Annotated in this window: 20 protein-coding genes and 2 pseudogenes; 6 read left to right on the top strand and 16 right to left on the bottom strand. The window is 41.4% G+C overall.

The window, feature by feature from the left end; genetic code table 11:
- Window positions 1–62: 62 nt before the first annotated feature.
- From IPH84_12210 to IPH84_12140, 15 genes and pseudogenes are all read right to left on the bottom strand, one after another.
- Window positions 63–374: a helix-turn-helix transcriptional regulator gene (locus tag IPH84_12210; protein ID MBK7173970.1), complete on the bottom strand. Its 312-nt coding sequence runs from the start codon at window positions 372–374 to the stop codon at window positions 63–65.
- Entirely contained in the window at window positions 352–699 is a 348-nt protein-coding gene (locus IPH84_12205; GenBank protein ID MBK7173969.1) for a type II toxin-antitoxin system RelE/ParE family toxin, read from the bottom strand. Before IPH84_12205 ends, IPH84_12210 begins: the two co-directional genes overlap by 23 nt.
- Window positions 700–935: 236 nt before the next feature.
- Entirely contained in the window at window positions 936–2,537 is a 1,602-nt protein-coding gene (locus tag IPH84_12200; protein MBK7173968.1) for a site-specific integrase, read from the bottom strand.
- Between the two features lie 169 nt (window positions 2,538–2,706).
- Window positions 2,707–4,356, bottom strand: a pseudogene (gene ispG / locus IPH84_12195) ((E)-4-hydroxy-3-methylbut-2-enyl-diphosphate synthase).
- 346 nt (window positions 4,357–4,702) lie between these two features.
- The gene (locus IPH84_12190) at window positions 4,703–5,308 is read right to left on the bottom strand and encodes a tetratricopeptide repeat protein (GenBank protein MBK7173967.1); all 606 of its coding nucleotides are present in this window, start codon (window positions 5,306–5,308) and stop codon (window positions 4,703–4,705) included.
- Between the two features lie 14 nt (window positions 5,309–5,322).
- Window positions 5,323–6,606 carry a hypothetical protein gene (locus IPH84_12185; GenBank protein ID MBK7173966.1) on the bottom strand — a complete coding sequence of 428 codons (1,284 nt, stop codon included), beginning with the start codon at window positions 6,604–6,606 and terminating at the stop codon, window positions 5,323–5,325.
- Between the two features lie 28 nt (window positions 6,607–6,634).
- Window positions 6,635–6,805, bottom strand: coding sequence for a hypothetical protein (locus IPH84_12180; protein ID MBK7173965.1), 171 nt, complete (start codon window positions 6,803–6,805; stop codon window positions 6,635–6,637).
- A complete protein-coding gene (locus IPH84_12175) occupies window positions 6,802–7,074 on the bottom strand; it encodes a hypothetical protein (GenBank protein MBK7173964.1) in 273 nt (90 codons plus the stop codon). Before IPH84_12175 ends, IPH84_12180 begins: the two co-directional genes overlap by 4 nt.
- A 41-nt stretch (window positions 7,075–7,115) precedes the next feature.
- Entirely contained in the window at window positions 7,116–7,532 is a 417-nt protein-coding gene (locus tag IPH84_12170) for a hypothetical protein (protein MBK7173963.1), read from the bottom strand.
- A 50-nt stretch (window positions 7,533–7,582) separates the two neighbouring features.
- Complete coding sequence (locus tag IPH84_12165; GenBank protein MBK7173962.1) at window positions 7,583–8,320, bottom strand: urea transporter; 738 nt, start codon at window positions 8,318–8,320, stop codon at window positions 7,583–7,585.
- On the bottom strand, window positions 8,281–9,018 hold the full coding sequence (locus tag IPH84_12160) for an urea transporter (GenBank protein ID MBK7173961.1): 738 nt from the start codon (window positions 9,016–9,018) through the stop codon (window positions 8,281–8,283). The genes IPH84_12165 and IPH84_12160 overlap by 40 nt, the downstream gene beginning before the upstream one ends.
- Window positions 9,019–9,203: 185 nt before the next feature.
- Window positions 9,204–9,773 carry a sigma-70 family RNA polymerase sigma factor gene (locus IPH84_12155; GenBank protein ID MBK7173960.1) on the bottom strand — a complete coding sequence of 190 codons (570 nt, stop codon included), beginning with the start codon at window positions 9,771–9,773 and terminating at the stop codon, window positions 9,204–9,206.
- 195 nt (window positions 9,774–9,968) lie between these two features.
- Entirely contained in the window at window positions 9,969–11,315 is a 1,347-nt protein-coding gene (locus IPH84_12150; GenBank protein MBK7173959.1) for a diaminopimelate decarboxylase, read from the bottom strand.
- Window positions 11,316–11,434: 119 nt separating this feature from the next.
- Window positions 11,435–12,484, bottom strand: a complete 1,050-nt coding sequence (locus IPH84_12145; GenBank protein ID MBK7173958.1) for an ATP-grasp domain-containing protein — start codon at window positions 12,482–12,484, stop codon at window positions 11,435–11,437.
- Window positions 12,468–12,731 (bottom strand): PqqD family protein, encoded by a 264-nt coding sequence (locus tag IPH84_12140; GenBank protein MBK7173957.1) that lies wholly within the window; start codon window positions 12,729–12,731, stop codon window positions 12,468–12,470. The genes IPH84_12145 and IPH84_12140 overlap by 17 nt, the downstream gene beginning before the upstream one ends.
- 272 nt (window positions 12,732–13,003) lie before the next feature.
- Here IPH84_12140 and IPH84_12135 point away from each other — a divergent pair, with 272 nt between their 5' ends.
- Window positions 13,004–15,328 carry a T9SS type A sorting domain-containing protein gene (locus IPH84_12135; protein ID MBK7173956.1) on the top strand — a complete coding sequence of 775 codons (2,325 nt, stop codon included), beginning with the start codon at window positions 13,004–13,006 and terminating at the stop codon, window positions 15,326–15,328.
- 22 nt (window positions 15,329–15,350) lie between these two features.
- Complete coding sequence (recO, locus tag IPH84_12130; protein MBK7173955.1) at window positions 15,351–16,085, top strand: DNA repair protein RecO; 735 nt, start codon at window positions 15,351–15,353, stop codon at window positions 16,083–16,085.
- Here recO and IPH84_12125 read toward each other — a convergent pair.
- The gene (locus IPH84_12125) at window positions 16,054–17,601 is read right to left on the bottom strand and encodes a glycosyltransferase family 39 protein (protein ID MBK7173954.1); all 1,548 of its coding nucleotides are present in this window, start codon (window positions 17,599–17,601) and stop codon (window positions 16,054–16,056) included. The two genes, recO and IPH84_12125, sit on opposite strands and share 32 nt — an antisense overlap.
- 268 nt (window positions 17,602–17,869) lie before the next feature.
- On the opposite strand from IPH84_12125, the pseudogene IPH84_12120 reads away from it, so the two are divergent.
- The 4 genes and pseudogenes from IPH84_12120 to lysS all read left to right on the top strand — a co-directional run bounded on the left by IPH84_12120 (window position 17,870) and on the right by lysS (window position 20,655).
- Window positions 17,870–18,035, top strand: a pseudogene (locus IPH84_12120) (nucleotidyltransferase domain-containing protein).
- Window positions 18,036–18,108: 73 nt separating this feature from the next.
- The gene (locus IPH84_12115; protein ID MBK7173953.1) at window positions 18,109–18,489 is read left to right on the top strand and encodes a type II toxin-antitoxin system RelE/ParE family toxin; all 381 of its coding nucleotides are present in this window, start codon (window positions 18,109–18,111) and stop codon (window positions 18,487–18,489) included.
- Window positions 18,452–18,757, top strand: coding sequence for a helix-turn-helix transcriptional regulator (locus IPH84_12110; protein ID MBK7173952.1), 306 nt, complete (start codon window positions 18,452–18,454; stop codon window positions 18,755–18,757). The genes IPH84_12115 and IPH84_12110 overlap by 38 nt, the downstream gene beginning before the upstream one ends.
- 170 nt (window positions 18,758–18,927) lie before the next feature.
- Window positions 18,928–20,655, top strand: coding sequence for a lysine--tRNA ligase (gene lysS, locus IPH84_12105; protein ID MBK7173951.1), 1,728 nt, complete (start codon window positions 18,928–18,930; stop codon window positions 20,653–20,655).
- Window positions 20,656–21,054 lie beyond the last annotated feature (399 nt).

The raw sequence follows: 21,054 nt of genomic DNA, 5'->3' as shown, positions 1-21,054 counted from the left end.
AGATATATTTTACTTATGCGTGAGGCGGATTAGGCATATAAAGATTCGTAAATATTAGTCAATCAGACTTCTATAGATATATTGACTTTCCCGCCAAGCCCTTTTTCGACAATATCAAATAAAGTGCTTAGAGTTATGTTGCTGCCATTATTTTCTACGCGGGAAATATACTCTCTTTTCTTATCAATAATTTGTCCTAGTTCTTCCTGTGTCATGTGTCGGGATTCACGGGCTTTCTTTAGCAGAAGTCCAATTTTGAAGGATTCAGCCTCTCTCTCAAGATTATCGCGTCTTTCAGTACCAGCTTTTCCGTAAACACGGTCTTTGATTTCCGACCACGAAGAGGTTTCGCTATTGTTGCTTTTTGTTTTCATAGTATTCATTCATTAATTTTTTAGCCTTCGTAATTTCTTGTCCTGGTGTTTTTTGTTTCTTCTTCTGGAAACCATTTAAAAGTATTACCAGTTTCCCGCTGTCGAAAAAACAAAAGACACGCCAAATGTCCGATCCTAATTGAATCCGTGCCTCATAAAGTCCATTGGTTCCTGTAATCTGCTTTAGGTAAGTAGTCGGAATTCTTTCCAGTGTCTCAATAGCTTCTAGAATTTTGAATATTTTATCCTGAACTTTAATAGGTTGTTCAGTCAAAAAGTCCTCGAAGTAGTTTTTATAGGCTACGATTTCCCGGATTTTGTCCATGAGCTGAATGATGTCACAAAAGTAACTTAAAAGTTACGAATTTCCAAATTTTAATGATTCTTGCCAGGTTTTCAATGCGTCAACAGTCGGTAGCTGACTAGATTCAGTACTATGAATATATTCCAAACAAATTATTTTTCGCAAATCTTTTTAACCAAAGTATAATGATAAGTTTCATTTTTAAATATGCACCATATTAAGGCCGAATATACTAAATATTCTATCATATTCATACCTTATACATCTAAATTATCCATCGGACTATGTATTTGATCAAATCCCCTGGTAGTTATATGAGTGTATACCTCGGTAGTTTTGCTGCTTTCGTGCCCCATCATCGACTGAATATACCGTAAATCCACGCCATTTTCCAGGCTATGGGTTGCAAAGGTGTGACGTAATGTGTGCATAGTAACCCTCTTCGAAATATTGGCTTTTGAAGCTATGGTTTTGATCATTGTCTGTATACTCCTCGGTGAGTAATCTTCCCCTTTTGCTCCTTCAATCATATATTCTTTGGGATTGTATTCTTCCAGATATTCATCCAAAGTCTTTAAGAATTTCGCTGATAGTTTTGTATACCGGTCTTTTTTCCCCTTTGACTGTTCTATGCGGATTTGCATACGTTGTCTGTCAATGTCCGTCAACTTTAACCTTATGATCTCACCTAAACGTAATCCTGAAGAGTAGGCGAGCATTAGAATGGTCTTATGTTTTTTGTTTTCAACAGTCCTTAGTAGCCGCAGTATTTCTTCTTCATTAAGAACAGTAGGAAGTGTTTTCTCCTTCTTCGGTCGGTCAATAAAATAAAACTTTCTCTTTCCACCTAAGACTTTCTCATAGTAATACTTAATTGCATTAATAGCCTGATTTTGATAGGATATTGATACTTTTCTTTCCATTACCAGGTACCTTAAAAAGGCAATAATTTGATGCTCATCAATTTGCTTAATATCCAGCGTATGGTAGAAATTCATAAACTCCTCAAATAATGCTTTGTATGTCCGTATAGTGTGATCGCTGTAACGCATCTCGGTGAGTTTCAGGATGTATTCCTCGGGAGCATATCGGTAATTGGGCACGTCATAAGGCGATACCCTGTTAACACCCTTTTCTCCATGGATTTCCTCTTCATAGTTAACTTTCAGTCCAAACTCTTCTGCTATTGATTTGAGCTCTTCAAGATAATGATCTGAATAGGGGATAGTCCACCATTTGTTTTTAGCATTCCAACTATGATAAGGATATTGCTTGATTTTGGCTGTCAAAGCCTTATTAAATCCAAAAATAAGTTTTAATCTGCCTGTTAATGTTTTGAATATCAGCAATTCATCTCTGCCTGCCTCACGCTGACCATTAGGTCCATTTACCGTGTGTGATGAATGAATAACAAGGCTAATAATTCTTTTACCAAAATAATCATTTAAAAGATCCAGGTTGCCAGGGTAATCCGGAATCTCCCATCTGAAAATACTCTGATTCCATTTGCTAAATCTCAATGATCTCAAGAATTGTATATCAACTTCGTTTTTCCTGACCTGAATAAGGATTTTCCGTCCGATTACCTCAATACTTACAGGATTATCAATTGCGTTCCCTGAATTTTCAACAGTAGCAGGCTTATGTTGAATAAGCTGCGATTTAATAATCTGAATATCAGGAAATAATTTAATAAGCTTATTATAAGCTTCATTATCATAAGGGATTAACCAGGCTTTTAATGATGGATTCCATTTTACACCATCAATTTGTTTTATCAACTTTATGATTTCAGGATCATAAGGGAACTCAACTTTAATGTATTCAGAATCATTGAATTGGAATTTGGAAGCTTTCATAATAATTTCGGATATATTTAAAATAGGATGGATAGGTGAAACTAAAAAGAAAAGATAAACTAGAAATAGTTGATAAGCAAGCAAAGATAATCAATCACGAAGGAACTGTCAATTTTAATATTGTAAAGCCATTATTTTAGTAAGGGGGATTTGAAGTGCTCAAATCAGATCAGGCAAACCTGCTATCTGATCGGATCAACTTGATTAGTTCATCCACAGCAGATTCCTCCGGTATCCCTTTCCTTACCACCTCCTTACCTTTATAAAGAGATACTTTCCCCTTTCCGGCACCTACATATCCGAAGTCGGCATCGGCCATTTCACCGGGGCCGTTGACGATGCATCCCATCACTGCAATCTTCAGACCTACCAGGTGAGAAGTTGCTGATTTCACTTTTTCAAGGGTCGATTCAATATCAAATAAGGTGCGGCCACAGGAAGGGCAGGAGATATACTCCGTGCGGGTGATGCGGGTACGGGTAGCCTGCAGTATTCCGAAGGCAACAGAAGCCTGCAAATCATCAGGGAGGCCGGGTGCATCCAGGCAGATAGCCTCTCCAAATCCGTCAATCAGCAAACTACCCACATCAATGGAGGCATTGACCATGAATTCCAGGGGGTCAGTACCTTTATAATACCATGAAATGATTGAAGGGGCATTGTTTTTATTTAGAATAGCATTACAAAAATCACCTCTCATTTGCCTCATCCCACCAGAAGGCCGGAAAATTCCCGGGAGGATATTTTGGTCCAATTCAATACCAGTTTCGTGGGTTTCATGCTGAATATACAGCCTTTCATTCCGCCGGGTAAGCACCTGTGTAAGTTGACTGCCACCAAGCGGGCCACTGGAATGACTTTCCCTTTTCTGAAAGGTAAAAGGATCGATCGGGATTTCACCATTAAAATCGGGACTGTAATCTGGAATGATGAATAAAGGTTTTTCAGATGAAAGCAAGGGTTGCTCAAAACGGGCATTAATGCTCTGATCAAAATTATATCTTGCAGCGATCATCCTGGCAACAGGGATTTCTTTCATTGGGTCGCCAGTGAGGGAAACACGCAGCGTGTCACCAATTCCATCCTCCAAAAGGGCCCCGATCCCAACCGCAGATTTCAGGATGCCATCTTCTCCATCCCCGGCTTCAGTAACACCCAGGTGAATCGGGAAATCCATGTTCTCAGCCATCATCCTTTGCGCTAACAAACGGGTTGCATAGATCATAACCTTCACATTGCTGGATTTCATGGACAGTACAAGGTTTTGAAATCCCTGCATCCTGCAAATCCTGGCGAATTCAAGGGCTGATTCAACCATGCCTTCCGGAGTGTCACCATATCTGTTGATGATGCGGTTGCTGAGAGAACCATGATTGGAACCAATGCGGATAGCCGTTCCATTCTGCTTACAAATAGTAAGCAAAGGGTTGATTTTTTCTGCAATACGCTCTAATTCAATGGCATACTCCTGTTCTGTAAAGGCGTACTTCCCTGAAATGTTCTTATCGCTGTAATTTCCAGGATTGATGCGTACTTTCTCTACAATTCCTGCTGCAATTTCAGCGGCTTTCGGATTGAAATGAATATCTGCAATCAATGGAACCTGGTATCCTCTCGACCTGAGTTCTTTTTTGATGAGCGCCAGGTTTTGTGCTTCCCGTTCCCCCTGGGCTGTAATCCTGATAAGTTCACATCCTGCATTAGCCAGGCGGATACATTGATTTACAGTATTTTCAATATCATTGGTATCAGTATTGGTCATCGACTGAATCCGGATCGGATTAGTCCCTCCTAAAAGAAGTCCGCCAATATTGATTTCCCTGGTGTGAAACCGAATTCTTTGGGAAGAAAAGTAATGATCAAGGAATGAATTCAATTGTCAGAAGGTTTTCCGGAACAATATTAGTTATTTTTCGGGAACATCAACCATTCAAAGCCCGATGGAAGCCATTTGCTCATTTTTATTTATCCACGAATGCACACGAATCCTTATTGACGATTTTACACAGTGGATTTGCTATTTGCTTTGATTTATTTTTATCCGTTTCAATCCCGTGTAACTGTCCGCCACGCGGATCCGCGTTCCTTTTTTTTGATTTTTAAGGCATTTTACATTTTGCTATTTGCTATTTGCAATTTGCATTTTTCATTTTTCATTCTGTAAATCATTTAATAAGCCCCAGCCCCTCAAGGCAAGAGGCATCATTCGGGTGATTCAGCAACGCTTTATGAAACAGGACTTTTGCCTCCCGGAGCTTTCCCATTTGGTAGTTAGTCCATGCATACATATGAAGTACATCATAATCAAAAGGAAACCAGTTCACAAGCTTCTCAAAATACTTATAAGCAGTGCCATATTCTTTCCGGGTGTAATAAATGGCACCCAGACGGTAATTGGCGGTATAATTGGAAGGATCAATCCTGAGAATTTCCATATACTTGGCAACCACCTGATCCCAATTACCGAGTGCAGAAGCAGGATAAACATATCCAAACCGAGCTTCAACAGAAAGAGGCATGAGCTGGATAGACTTGTTGTAATAGTTTATTGATTCAACAAATTGACCTGTAAGATAATGCAGCCATCCCAACCTGAGGTTGATTTCATAGGAAGAGGCATCATATTGTTTCTCCAAAACCTCGATAGCAGCTGTGTATTTACCGGCTGTTTCAAGGCTGTAACTGCTCGAAAATGCATCCTGAAGTATTTTATAATCTTGTGTAAAGCCTGTAAGAGTGATGAAATTCAAACCTAAGACTAATAAAAGCATGGGAATTCTCTTTTTCATAGTTTCCATTTTATTCCAGCGGAGAAATTGTGTTGTTTATAGTTTTGGGTGGTGCTTACCGTTGTCAGAACTGTTTCCTGCTGAAGGTTTTCAACAGCTGTAATATGTGTGGACGAATATTCCTTCTTCAAAAAACGGTAAGAACCAAAGAATTCAAGATGATTTCCAACCGGAAGAAATGCATTGGCACCCGTCCTGAAAACCACCGGGTCACTCTGGTTATAAACCATTGCCCCGTTTCCTTCATTGTATAAGCTAAGATTTCCTTTTGTTACAAAACCTGAAAGCCATAGATTCTTTAATAATCTGAACCCAATGGCAGGTTCATATACCATTCGTTTTTCTTTTTTTGAATTAAGTGAAATTGCAGAAAATGAGACAAAAAGATCAGAATTTCCCAAGGGATACCATTTAATGGATCCACCTAATTGAGATTGTTTTTTCTCGTTAAAGTTTGAAATGCTGCCCTGGATCCCAAAGGAAAAGTTTTGCCAATCCCTGCTGATATTTAAAGCGGCCACAAAATTATTGAATGTTGTATCACTTGAGATAAACGAATACTCATCGGAATTATAATCGAAAAGATGCCAGGAATTGTCCAATGTCTGGTACCAGGCGGTATCCGATTTAGTGGTGACATTGTAAACAGACTGAAAATTCCTTGAGCGAACCTGGAGCAGATGCACGGATGGAATCACTTTCCAGTATTCATTGGGAAGATATTCCAGGGAAAAGTATAAATCGTTTTGCCTGAGCTTATACTGAAAGGCGGTATCATTGATCAGTTTAGGGAATGAATAATAATAGGCCGACCCGTATGACTCGGCAGTGACAGAATCGCGATGAATGCCTGTTGTTGCATATTCATATCGCTTCTCTTTCCGGATATTCATAAAAGTCAAGCCGACATAAGCATATAGATTGGGCTTAACCATGAATTTGCTTCCCAGGTGGTAATAGTTAAGATTCCTGTTCAGGTCCTGCTCACCATAAATACTATCTGTGCCCATCAGGTATCCCCCCTGCCCGGGGTCGGGACTAAATCCGGATTCGAGATACAGCCATTGCGGGAAATGAGGGGGCCGGATGTCAATATCCTTCTTCATCTGAGGGGTAAATGACGAAGCCAGCAGCTGAGCATGTTCATTATCTCCGAGATTGAGGTAGCTGTAGTATTTCATCAACTTACCGCTATTATCTGACGAATTGAAACCAGAAGCCTTGTCATAATGCCCGATGGCAGTCCGGTACTTCCCAAGGTTAAAATCAGCCGTAGCCATTCGCATCCTGAGGTAATAATAGTCGTAATTATGCCGTATCGCATCTTTTCCATGAGCGGGAGAGTGCTTTCCAATCCTGGTTCAGATAATTGGCATAAGTAATGCTATCGTACCAAACTGAGGTTCTTTTTACCTGTGCGAAAACCCCTGAATATGCTAGCAGGCAGAAGGCTGTGATGAAAGTTGCGGTCCATTTCATATGGGTAAGCTTTCAGTATTTTCAGGAATCGAAGCAGTGATAACTCTTCCATCTTGTTTTAACACGAATCTTTCAATTCTCTCATGATCCACAAAGAAGGAGAATTCGGCAAGTTCCCTGGTTTTCAAAGAGGTACGTTCCAACATAGATGATTGAAGAGTGATCCCGGTTTGTCCCAGTTCATCCTCCATGGAAATGTATTCCATTATGTACTCTGAATGGACAAACAAGTGGAAAGGAGCCACAAAATCCTGCAATACTTTTCGCAATCCTTTCCGCATATTAAATAAAGGGTATTCATCCTTTATAATTAAGCCAGGGTAATAGCCTTTGGCAATTTTGTAAGCTCCAAGGTAAAATGCGTATAAAAGGGATTTTTATCCCCATGGAACCATGTAAAGCAATGCAGATCAGGGTCATTGCGGAAATAGGCTTTTGATCCTGTAGTATGACAATGAAGGTAGGTATAATTGTATAAGTCGATTTCTACATTCCAATAAAGGATGTAAGGATCTTTGTTTTCTTCCCTGACAGAGAAGGAGATTTGTTGCCCGGGGATAAAATTGAAGGCAGCTGACAGGCTGTTATTATTATCGATGTTTGAAATAAGTTGCCCATTCTCAGGCTTTCCCCAGCTGATGAGTTCGAAACGATGATCATGATGCAGGATGTACCTGCCAATGGGAAAATCGAGAGTTGCAGAACCGATATATGGTGTGGCCTGCATTTGGAAATGGATATGTGGTTGGGGTGATCGCCCGGAATTTCCACATAATGCTATCTTATCACCTTTTTTACAAAACTTCCTTTTTCCACTTTAAGGCTACCTTTCCGAAGGTGGCTCATTTTTGAATATAGTCCGTCGAAGTGACGGATTACCACTGTATTTCCCCAATTTTGCCTGAGGTTAAAAGCCCTTGGATCATTGTCGTCCACATTGTCGATAATTTCTTCAATCCAGCCATCGGCAGGGGCTACAACCGGTTTATTGTAACTAAAATAATCGGTGAGAACATTGCCTTTCTCTGCATAGGTATTCCCATTTTCATCACAGATTTCAAAGTCCCAGGCATGCTTCCAGGATTCTTTATGGGTGTGTTCCCCTGAGTGTCCCTGTGTTACAATCCATTCACCCATAAAGGGCAGTTTCACCGGGAAGAACAAATTCCCCAGGAAGCGGGTTTTGTTGTTTTGCTGGCTGTATAAATTCCGTTCAGGGGAGAACTCCTGAAAAAGCACCAGTTCCAGTTTTTTATCGGCTTTTTCCCTGAATTTCAACATATAAAGAAAGACCAGTACCACCAGGTTGAAAGGAAAAGAATAAGTTGAAAGCTGAAAATAAGCCAATAATTCAGCGGAGCTGGAGAGCAGAATTGAAATGACCGGGGTAAGCAGGATCACCCATAAATAGGAGAGGGGCGAAGAGATAATGAAAAATCCACCGATAGCAATAGCGGTGAGGATGAAATTGAAGCCTATAAAGGTATAATTGAGCTCATTAAGGTCGGCACCAATGAAGTGATAAAAAGGTAGGCCGAATAAAAACCAAGCAGGGAAAGGGAAAAAGCAATCCGGGAATAATAAAGTAACCCTATGGCGATAAGAATACCGGGGAAAAGATGGTATTGAAAGAAGATCGCGGAAAGGGATTTAAAGTAAGTGGAGAGCGCAAAGGGGAGACTCAGCTCATTCAGCCAGTTATGAGCCCCCAGGAGGTAACTCCCTCCCCTGAGATAGAATTCATTGTAGGTAAAGATGCCCCTTTCACTGATACTGAGCCCTGCATATCTCCTGGCGGCAAGCATCACCAGCCAGAAAGTGATGAGAAAGGAAAGGGTTAGAAATGGAAGTCCATATTTGCCGATCACACCCTCGAAAAGCAAGGTAAGAAACAGGGTTAAAAGGGAAGCAAATACCAGCAGTATAAAGAACTGCAGGGAGAAACTGAAATAAACGCCCATTCCAAGCCCTACCAGCAATGAGTTAAATCCATAAACGCCGGAAAGGATATTTTGCTTATTCAGCCCAATCAGGTAAGCACTCATATTAGAGGTAAGAATAGCAATGAGTCCGCTCAATCCTGCATGTGGATCTACAAATGAAACAAGCAGAAGAATGATCGCGAATACCCGGTTTTTAGAGAAAAAAACCATGGAGTAGCTGTTCAGCAGGCCGTCGCTTATGCCCTGAACCCTGGAGCTAAGGCTATTCAAGAGGATAGGATTTTAAGGTGTACGGAAAAAAAGCCCTGGATATTGATTGCTGGAAATATTTATTCAGACAGCTATTATGCTTATCCCAGTCCTCACAAAAGAGATATGAATCCCATAATACTGAAGGGACGGTTTGATTTACTTTTGTAAGAAGAGGATAATAAGAGATTGAGAAGCTAAAAATATCAAAGTAATGCCCGGATCGCAGGGTCATTTTCAACCATGCGTTTGAGCGCTTCCTTACAGAGATATTTTTTTGTTTTGGCATAAAACTCAGATTTGTAGCCCATTTCCTCTGCTATTTCCTTGAGGGACATTTTGCCCAGGAACAGATGAAGGAGTTTTTTGCAATCGTCGCTCAGGTTTTCAAATTGTTTCATGAATACATCATACTTTTCTTCATCCTCAATAAATTTTTCTGAGCTATGATGGGGTGAAGAGAAGTGCCTTACGAGTTCTTCATGGTTGTTTTCCATGAGCCTTTTGCGTTTCAGGCGCTGCAACCATAAATTTTTACTGATGGAGTAGAGGTATGTAAGAAATGATGAACTAAGTTCGAAATCTTCCTCCTGGATTTTTTTCAGGACAATGTAGAGGGCTTCCTGAAATATGTCTTCTGCATCTTCTTCCAGGCCTGCATTTGTTTTAATTAAATACCTGATGGAAGGGAAGAATTCCTTGTAGACATATTTAATAATATAATCACTATGGAGCCTTAGCCCTTCGATGATGGCAAAGTCTGAATAGTGGATCATAGAGGTGAAATTGGGTTAAAAGTTGCATGGCAACAGGCCGGATTTCCATGCAACCGGACGACAATAAATTATGCCCGGTCGAACATAAGAGGAAGCCCTTCCTGTTATTTTCGGTGGTGAAGATACTAAAATTATGCAAAGAAAACATACGACCTCAAGTTTTAAAAAACATAATGTATCCTTTTGGAGGTGTTTCTACAAGAGAAACTCGGGAACAATTTCGGAATTTGTCAGGGTTTCGATCTCCTCTTTTCTCCTGATCTGGTGGACTTCTCCATTGGTTCGGATGAGAACAATAGCCGGGCGCATGGTGATGAATTGCATCCACTGGGTCATATTATAAGCCCCGGTATTGAAAATCACTAAACGATCACCTTTGTTTAAAAGAGGCAGACTTATGGCATTCCTGATCACATCAATATTCATACATAGAGGACCACAAATGAGGGTTTCTTCCCTGTAAAGTGAAAATGATTGAGCCGGTGCAACTTTATGGTCGTACCAGAAAGAGGTGAATAGCAGGTTTACTCCGGCATCAATGATGGTTGAGCGGCCTCCGGAAGCCAGGCGTTTATTGCCTAATACCGTGGTGAGCAGGTAACCGGCTTCATCAATCAATGCCCTGCCTGTTTCCAGGATCAGCAAAGGAAGTTCATGCGTTTCAAAGCCGGAGTTATGCAGACTTGTAGCAATGGCTTCGGCATAGTCATCAAATCCCGGATTGATATCAGGCCCGGGCAGATAAGAACCTTTCAGGGTATTTTTTGAGGCAAACCCTCCTCCCAGGTCGAGGTACTTTACGGTAACATTATATTTTGTCCTGATATCCACCGCCAGTTGCGACAGTTTGGTTGCTGCGATTCCGTAAGCTCCCGGACTAAGGATAAAAGTTCCGATATGGCAATGTAAGCCCACCAGCTCCATTTTACCGGAATGCATGATCTTATTAATGGCATCCCAGGCCTGTCCATTTTCGAGATTGAAGCCAAACCGGTCCCACTGGGGATAAATCCCTGTATCCATGTTAATTCGGATAGCTACCCTGGGTTTCACATTCAATTCGCCGGCTATTTCTACCAGTTCATACAATTCATCCAGGTGATCGATGTGGATCAGAGAATCATTGCGAATGGCTTTTTCCAGGTCAGGCCTTGATTTTTCAGGTCCGTTGAAAATGATTTTCTTCCCATCCACACCATTCCTTAATGCTTTCTCATATTCAAAACCTGAAACTACCTCTGCCCAGGCACCTTCCCGGTGGAAAATCCTGCATATGGCATCCATGTAATTGGTTTTATATGACCAGGCAAACTGCACCCTGGGATAACGGGTATTAAAGGCCCTTTTAGCCTTATTCAGCGTTTGGACAATGGTTCGTTCACTCATTACAAAAAGAGGGGAACCGAATTTTTCCATTAAGTCCTTCACGGCTACCTCATCGATATGGGTAGTAGGTGCCAGGTCATTTCGTAAGCCGAATTTTCCCGGCATACCCGTTTCCAGTTTCTTTATCAACGGGCGTTCATAAGCTTTTTTAGTCATAGAGGGTATGAGATTGAATGGTTCTGCTTTATTAAGTGGTACATAGCCAGGTGTAACCACTTGCAGAATGTATTTATATTATTGAATCTGTTTAAACATCAAATGAAAAAGGATCACCATCATGGAGTCAACTCACCGAACACTGAGAATTTTTCAAAGTTGGATCGGTCGACAATCATATCATAGGAGTATCGGATAAACATTTTCCCCACTTCATAGGTATCGAAGGCTTTTACTTCATTTCCCATCGCCAGGTTAACAATTGATTCCGGGATATTTTGTCCGGTTGCAATGGCCAGGTAAACCCATGCCGGGATCCTGGGATTTATCTCCATCAGGTAGTATTTCCCATCTTCTGATTTCATAATCTCAAGTTCAAAAGCCCCTCTCCAATGTGTGGAAGTGATGAAATGGCGGGTCATCTGAATCAAGGCAGGATCATTGATGGTAATTCCGGCCCATGCTTTTCCTTTATCCGTGATGTACTGTTTGCGCATGGCGACAGCAGCCAGGGTGTTTCCTTGTCCGTCACCCAGGCCAATTACATTCAGTTCTGTACCTCTTACAAACTGTTGTACCACGATGGGAAGTCCCCATTTTGAGCTGATCTTAGCGAAATACCCCTTTGCCTGTTCAAAATTGTAGGCAGCGAATGCTTCATAATACCTGCCCTTGACCATAACAGGGTATTTTAGGTCTTTACAGGTTTTTTCGAGTTCCCTGACAGAAGAAACAGCAATACCTTCAGGTACAGGGATATTGTATTTCTTACCAAAATCGGTGAGATTGACCTTTTGCCGCTCTTCAAACTGGTCAAAAGTCGGGAGGCACATATGAATCCCTGCCTGCCTGAGTTCAGGTTCCAGTTTCATAAAGGAGAAAAGCTCTGCATCAAAATTCGGGATAATCACATCAATCATCTCTTTGCTGTGAATATACAGGAGCCGGTCCCGCAATGCATCAATGCCATCAGTGGGGTAGGGAATAAGGTAAGAACGATGGGCATGGTTGTTCATATAAACTCCGGGCTCCAATGATTCATAAGCAAGCCCGATAACATGGGCATCAAAGGATTTAGCCTCAAGCAAACCCCGTATTACAGGTACACCCGGCCCCGGACTATCAATGGCATTAAGCCCTGTGACAGCTATATTAATTTTCCTTTTCATCCTGCCCGGTTAATTGAAATTGTTTCAACAGACTGATGAAATCCATCACATCGCGTTCAACGATGGCAGCTTCAACATTATACTCTTCCAGCAGCAACTGGCAGATCGTATCCAGATCCTTTCCTTGTTTCAGGAGGTTTAGTATACTGATTCCAATAGGGTTTACCGTGAAGGATTCACCGGTTACCGGGTTAAAAATCAGCCCGGCTTCACTGAGTGCGATTTCTTTTAAAAGAGCGTTTTTCATAGGATTATTTAGTCAACGAATACTTATCATACACAGGAAAGTGAAAATACCCTTACCTGAATAACAAAAAAAAGAAAATATATTGAGACGATTGGTAAGCATCAATTGATCCTGGGCCTGAAGGCTGACATTCATTTTCCATTATTCTTTTTTATTGTAATATTGTAAAGATGATACAACTTTTTATTCCCTGAACGTTCCTTTATAGATTCATTGCTCATGAATCAAACCGTTTTTCATCATAAGATCAACCTTGCTCAATAATCATCCGAATGAATTACAGAACCCATATAGTGCTGCTTGCCCTTATTTTTTCTTTTTTTAGCAGCCTGCTTCAGGCGCAAGTCATAGGTATCGGGCAGTGGCGCGACCACCTTCCCTATTATAAAGCCATCAGTGTTGCTACTGGTGATGACCGTATTTATGCAGCAACAGCCAGCAGTATTTATTATTTTGACAAAACTGATAACAGCATCGGCAGGAGGAATAAGGTAAACGGATTATCAGATGTCGGAATCAGCTGCATTGCTTATAGTAATGAAGAGAATACACTGGTTATCGCATATTCCAACACTAATGTTGACCTGATCAAAGATGAAGTGGTGATCAATATTCCTGATATCAAACGCAAACCAATTTTGGGGAATAAAACCATCAACAAGATTTTAATTTCCGGGAAGTATGCTTATTTGTCCTGTGGATTTGGCATTGTTGTGCTGGATATTGAAAGGGAAGAGATTCATGATACCTACCTGATTGGTCCGCTGGGGACACAAATCAATGTGAATGCACTGACAAAAGGCGATGATAATCGATTCTATGCCGCAACCGAGAAGGGGATTTATTCTGCTGATGCATCAACAAACCTGGCTTATTTCGACAATTGGGTAAAGGAAAGCGGACTGCCTGCTCCGGATAATAATTATAACCTTATCGCCGCTTTCGGTGGAAGGATTTATGCCAATTCCACAAAGATGGTCTGGGATAAGGATTCATTATATGTAAAGAAGGAGTCAGGCTGGGAATATTTCAATCCGACCAATCACTCCAACCGCACCAGTATGCTTGTTTCCAACGACCGGTTGCTGGTGTGTAATTATCTGACGGTTGATGTCTTTAAGTCTGATGGTTCCCCTGAAAGCAGTTATTATTCCTACAATCCCGGGAATATCCGTCCGAACGATGCCCGTTATGATGAAAACGGGGATTTATGGATTGCAGATAATGATAAAGGCTTATGGAAAATCGATGAAACCTTTACAGGGCAGCAATATCTTATCAATGGCCCGATCAATTCGCAGGTGGCTGCAATGGGAATTTCGGGTACAACTTTATGGGCCGTGCCCGGTGGAAGAAATGCCTCTTTCGGGAATCTTTATTCGGCTGCTCAATATTATACCTTTGAAGATGAGAGCTGGAGTTCCTTTAACATGGCCAACACCCCTTCTCTTGGGGAAATGAGGGATCTGATCAGTATTGCTGCTGATCCACAGGATGACAATCATGCTTATATAGGCAGTTGGGGCTATGGCTTCCTGGAGGTCAATGATGGAGCTATTGTCAATTCATTTACCCCGGAGAACAGTTCTCTTCAGTATTCAATCAATGCATCAGATATGATTTTTGTTGGAGGAGCTGCTTTCGATGGAAACCAGAATCTTTGGGTAACCAATTCAACTGCTGCAAATATCCTTTCAGTAAAGAAAGCTGATGGACAGTGGAAATCCTTTAATCTGGGCACTTATGGCACGGGGATAGATGTAGGAGCTGTTACTATCGACCATTCCAACCAGAAATGGATGCAGGTGCGCGACCTTTCACTGATTGTATTTAATGATAATAATACCCTTGACAACGCAGCCGACGACCAGGTGCGTAAACTCACCAATGCCCCTGGTAACGGTGATTTGCCGGGAAATGGTATTGCCAGCCTTGCCGTGGATATGGATGGGCAACTCTGGATCGGTAGTGACCAGGGTGTAGCGGTAATCTATTCCCCGGAGAATGTTTTTGAAGGGGGGAATTATGATGCCCAGATCATACAGGTGGAAGAAGAGGGCTTTTTGCATCCGCTGTTGGAAACTGAAGCAGTAACAGCCATTGCGATCAACGGGAATAATGAAAAGTGGCTGGGTACTGATAAATCAGGGGTTTTCCTGATGTCAGCGGATGGCTCAAAAGAAATTTATCATTTTACAGAAGAAAACAGCCCGCTCCTTTCCAATTCCATCACTGGTATTAAGGTAGCTTCTGATGGGGAAGTGTTTTTTGGCACAGCCAATGGCATTGTATCTTATAAGGATGCCTCCCAACCGCCTGCTGCAGAGCTTGATTCGGTTTATGTTTATCCAAACCCTGTGCGGGAAGATTATACCGGCCCTATTGCAATCACTAACCTTGTTTCTGAATCGAATGTAAAAATCACAGATATGGGTGGGAACCTGGTTTGGGAGACGATGGCAGAAGGCGGACGCGTGGTATGGGATGGCAAAGACCTTGATGGCGACCGCGTCAGGACTGGGGTTTACATTGTATTTATCACCAATGCCGATGGTTCCAAGAAATCGGTGGCGAAGATCCTGTTTATTAATAAATAAGTGCTAACACTTACTCCCGGAAATGCTCATTTCCACCACAGGAATTGTCCTTTACCAGGCCGATTATTCTGAGACAAGCCTTATTGTTAAGGCTTTTACAGAACAATTCGGGCTCCAGTCCTATATCGTTAAAGGAGTTAGGAAAAAAGGAGCGAAGATCAAGAAGAACCTGTTCGGGCCCCTTTCTGTGCTCGATATTGTGTCTTATGGTAAGGAAAATGCGGGTCTGCGCCTGATAAAGGAAGTCTCCATTCACCGTCAGTTCAATGTGATAGCAGGTGATATTGCCAGGAGTTCAGTATTGTTATTCATGAATGAGTTGCTATACCGGTCGATACGAGGTGAAATGCCGGATAAGAAGCTATTTGCTTTCATCAGTCAGTCCATAGAAGAACTTGATTCAGGCAGTCAGCAAACCGCTTTATACCCCATTCTTTTTTCACTCAGACTGGCCGGATTCCTTGGCTTTGAACCGCAGAACAATTTCTCGGAAGCGGAGGGGTTTTTCGATATGCAGGAAGGAGAATTCAGCAGTCAGTGTCCGGACCATCCGTATTACATTGCTTCCCCGTATAGTAAGTATCTGTCGGAGCTTTTAAGTACCGACCCCGAAACCCCTTTTCCTTATTTTGATCATGCAAGCAGGATGTTTCTGCTTGAAAGGGTGCTTGAATATTTCCGTCTGCATCTGCCAGCATTCGGGGAGATGAAGTCGCATCATATCCTCAGTACTGTTCTGCAGGATTTGGAGGGTTGATCTTCAGCAGGCGGTATCCTTTATTCTTCCAGACCAGTTGAGCTCTTGATTTCAGCAGCCGGGTATATCTTTTCATGGATTCCCTGGTGAGTTCTTCATGGATCAGGATATAATCAGCACTTGCTTTTACAAGTTGAATATGTATTTCAGTTGGATCTTCGGTGAAAGGATCCGCAAGGCCCTGCTTACCGGTATACAAGGCTAAAGCCCTGGGTTTAAAGAAAACGATCACAGAAGAATCCGCCACATTTCCGGAGATAAACTTAAACGCAGCTACAGCATCTTCCTGCTGAGGCCCTTCCATCATGGTATTTTTACCTGCAGTAACATTAATGATTCCGGGAATGAACATTGCCAGGATCAGCAGGCCCAGCAAACTCACCCTGTTTTTCCCGCTCAGGAAGAAAGCCAGCCGGATGGACTTGAAGCCCTGGGCGGCATAGAATAATAGCAGGAAACCCACCGGTATAAGTAATCGGTAGGCAGAATAATTATTCGGGAAAACGAGAAGGATAAAAATATAAAAGACAAAGAAGTAATCGAAAACCTCTAGTCGTGTAGAAATCTTCCGGATAAAACCCAGTAATGCCATGGTAAGGAAGGCTGAACCAAGGATCAGTGAAAGGAACCTGAATCCGCCGGTAACAGGTGTGTACATATACCTGAAAACTTCAACATACTGTTCCAGGTTGTCGGGGATGGTTAAGAGGAAATTACCTGAATAATAGAAATAGAGGTAATCCATCAGGCTTCCGCTTGAGGGAATTCTGAAAATCAGGGAGTTAACCAGGAAATAGAAGAAAACAGGTATCATGACCAATAAAAGGGGAAATCCCATCGATTTCAGCAAGGGGGGAGTAGGTTCATGATTGATCTTAGCCTGGCTCCGTTTCCGGAGGATGGTGACTAGCTGGTCGGCGGCAATAGCCATAACCAGCACAAATCCTACCGATCTGATCATGATGATGAACCCGGTGAGGATTCCAAACAATACAAGAGATCTCGTTTTCCCGGGTTTCACTTCAGGATAAAAACAAAATGCCAGCACCAGGAAAAGAGTGAAGGGCAAATCCGACATTACTTCCTGTTTGAAAAGGAGTAACTGGGGATTATAAATGAGTATAAAAGCAAGGACGATGGCTGCCAGTGGTGAAAAATGCTTTTTATAGAACCAGTTAACTGCAAAAGCTAATGCCAGGTAAAAAAGGGAAATATAAAAGATAAAAGCCTGCATGGAATTACCAAAAATGGCATAAACCGGTGCAAGCAGAATGGGAAAGCCGGAGGGATAAGCAGTGGGTCCGATATAGTTTTCCTGGCTGTATACATACCCGGTTTGGGACTGAGGGATTCCTTTAATTATATTTTCAGCCTGGTGGATATATTGGGCGAAGTCGTCGCCCCAGTCGTGGTTCGACCGGATATTGATAAAAATGACAGGCAGGAACAGCAGGATCACAAGTACAGTGCGGTATTTGCGAAAACGCTGAATGCCCGGTTTCGGGAATAGGTTCATCCATAATAGTTTTCAAGACCAAAAATAAGAAGTAATAGCATTAGAGCATTCGGGTTCTGAACTAATTGTTGAATAAGGATTCCTATTTATGTTTTCGTAATCCTGAATATTTGAGGGAATACATCAAAAAAGTTATACCGGGGCGCATAGTTTCGCAAAATGATTCAGCAACGGTATAAATGCATAGTAATTTTCTTCAGGATGAAGTCAGATATAATGCATCAAAGTCAATTTTGTTGGCCATCTATATATTTCTTATCTTTGAATCATGATTTCGAAGAATGACATATTAATTAAACTTAAAGAGCTCAAACCCACTCTTTATAGAGACTATTCGGTTAAAGAAATTGGACTTTTTGGTTCTTTTTCTGATGGAACTTTTTCTGAAGAAAGTGACATTGATTATTGTGGAGCTTGAAAAACCAACCGGCTGAAATTTCTTCTTTCTGCCAGGAATAGGGAAATATAAAATTTTGAAAATATTAACTTTTAAGTTAACTTTGCTCTATGGAATCTACAGAAAGAAAGATCATTTTCTACGGTTCTCATTTTATTGATTTTTATTTAGGACAGTCAGTTCGTGTACAGGAAAAGATCGAATATGTATTAAATGTCATAAAACAGGTCGGGAAAATTTCTCGTAAATTTTTGTGTCAAATTGAAGACACAGATGGCCTTTATGAAATACGAGTTGAATATTCTTCAAACATCTACAGAATATTTTGCTGTTTTGATCAAGAGAATATTGTTGTCTTATTCAATGGATTTCAGAAAAAATCCAGGAAAACTCCCAAATCAGAAATAGAGAAAGCTTCCAGGCTAAAAAAAGAATACTTTAACTCATTGGACAATGAAAAAAGACGAAATAAAAAAAGCCAGATCATTTGATGAACTGCTTGATATAAAATATGGTAAAATTGGAACTACTCTTAGAGATGATTTTGAGGCTAATGCAAATTATTTTGTAATCTGCGAAATGCTAAAAGAAGCAAGAAAGGAAGCTAAGATCACTCAGGAACAATTAGCAGAAAGAATTGGTACTAAGAAAAGTTATATATCCAGGTTAGAAAATGGGAAAGCTGATATCCAGTTATCAACTCTATTTAAAATCTTTGAAATCGGGCTAGGAAGAAAAATTCAGTTAACTATCCTGTGAAATTAGGTTGTTGGAAGCTTATATCTTGGTGATCAAGGTTCTATCCCTCAGTTCAACAATCTCTTCACATTGCTCTTGAATTTCCGAATCGTTGGTCAACTTGCGGAATGCAAAATGAAACCGCTTATGTAATCTGCTCCAGATGTCTATCTTTGCAAAAAATTTGAAAAATGGCATTGGAACTCAGTGAACAGGAATTATTCAGACGCAATTCATTACAGGAACTTTATAAACTTGGGGTAGATCCCTATCCGGCAGAAAGTTACGCAGTTAATGCTACTGCTAAAGAGATACTCGAGCATTTCCAGTCAGATACTTCCCAATACCAGGAAGTGAGCCTGGCCGGAAGGATCATGACCCGCAGGATCATGGGAGCTGCTTCATTCGTGGATCTTCAGGATGCAACCGGACGAATCCAGCTTTACATCAAAAGGGATGACATCTGCCTTGAAGAAGATAAAACCCTTTATAATACCATCTTCAAGCGTTTGATGGATATAGGCGACATCATAGGTGTTACCGGTTATGTTTTCATCACCCAGATGGGGGAAATCTCCATTCATGTGAAAGGCCTGAAATTGCTGAGTAAATCAGTCAAACCACTGCCTATTGTAAAAGAGGCAGAAGGGCAGACATTTGATGCAGTCACTGATCCTGAATTCAAATACCGGCAGCGCTATGTTGACCTGATCGTTAATCCTGCGGTGAAGGATGTTTTTGTGAAGAGGACCCGCATGATCAATATTATCAGGGATTTCCTGAATCAGCAAGGAGCCCTGGAAGTGGATACCCCTGTACTCCAGAGTATTCCCGGTGGAGCCGCCGCCCGTCCCTTCATTACCCATCATAATGCATTGGATATCCCTTTATACCTTCGCATTGCCAATGAGTTATATCTCAAAAGGCTGATCGTGGGAGGCTTCGACTGGGTGTATGAATTCAGTCGTGATTTCAGGAATGAAGGCATGGACCGTACCCATAACCCGGAATTTACCATCCTGGAATTTTATGTTGCTTATCGTGATTATTTCTGGATGATGGAACAAACCGAGCAGATGCTGGAGAAAATAGCCCTCGGACTGCATGGAACTACCGAAATCCCTGTGGGTGACAAAACCATTAGCTTCAAGGCTCCTTTTAAACGTATTTCTATATACGACGCCATTCATGAGCATACCGGCTTCGACATTTCGGCCATGGATGAAACAGCTTTAAGGGATGTTTGCAGCAAACTGGGCATCGAAGCAGATGCTACTATGGGCAAAGGAAAGATTGTTGATGCCATTTTCGGTGAAAAGGCTGAGCATCATTATGTACAGCCCACCTTTATCATCGATTATCCAACTGAAATGAGCCCTCTTACCAAGAAACACAGGTCAAAGGCCGGATTGGTGGAGCGTTTCGAACTTATGATCAATGGGAAAGAGATTGCCAATGCTTATAGTGAGTTAAATGACCCGATTGATCAGCGTGAACGGTTCGAGGACCAGATCAAACTGATGGAAAGGGGTGATAATGAGGCCATGTTTATCGATTATGACTTCCTTCGTGCACTGGAATATGGTATGCCGCCAACAGCAGGTATTGGAATTGGAATCGACAGGCTTGCCATGCTCATGACCAACCAGGCTTCAATCCAGGATGTACTCTTTTTCCCCCAGATGCGTCCGGAAAAGAAAATTGCCGTTAACCTGGCATCTGATGAAGATTTTATGGCATTGGGAATACCCGCCGAATGGGTTCCTGTTGTAAGGAAAGCAGGCTTCAAATCACCTGAAGAGGTAAAAGCAGCAAATCCCAATAAATTACTTCATGAATTGAGTGGGCTGCGCAAGAAACTGAAACTGGAAATTCCTTCTTTAAAGTTGGAGGAAATTCAAGCCTGGGTGAATGCCTGAGTATGTTATTACTCCTGACTTCTGACAATTAGTGCGGTTGCAATTTCTTCCTAATTGGAAACAGATTGCTATGAATCCAAAAACCAACTTTATTCTTTAACAAACCTTAGTAACAAAGGGTTATTTAAGGTATTTTATTAGGTCCCATATCGGACGCCTTATTGCCTATTGTGCCTTTCAATTGTGAACTATTGTGTCTATTGTGTTTAAGCTCATGTGCACACCACAATTTTTTTGAACCACAATAGGCACATAGAACACAATAGGGATTTCCTTGTATTGCCTATTGTGCCATTCAATTGTGAACTTTGTGTCTATTGTGTTAGCCCGCATCACCTAACCACAATAGGCACATAGAACACAATAGGGATTTCCTTGTATTGCCTATTGTGCCTTTCT

This window comes from Bacteroidales bacterium, assembly GCA_016707785.1.
Lineage (GTDB): Bacteria > Bacteroidota > Bacteroidia > Bacteroidales > UBA4417 > UBA4417.
The sequence above is the reverse complement of the archived record's forward strand: the minus strand, read 5'-3'. Positions and strand labels throughout refer to the sequence as shown.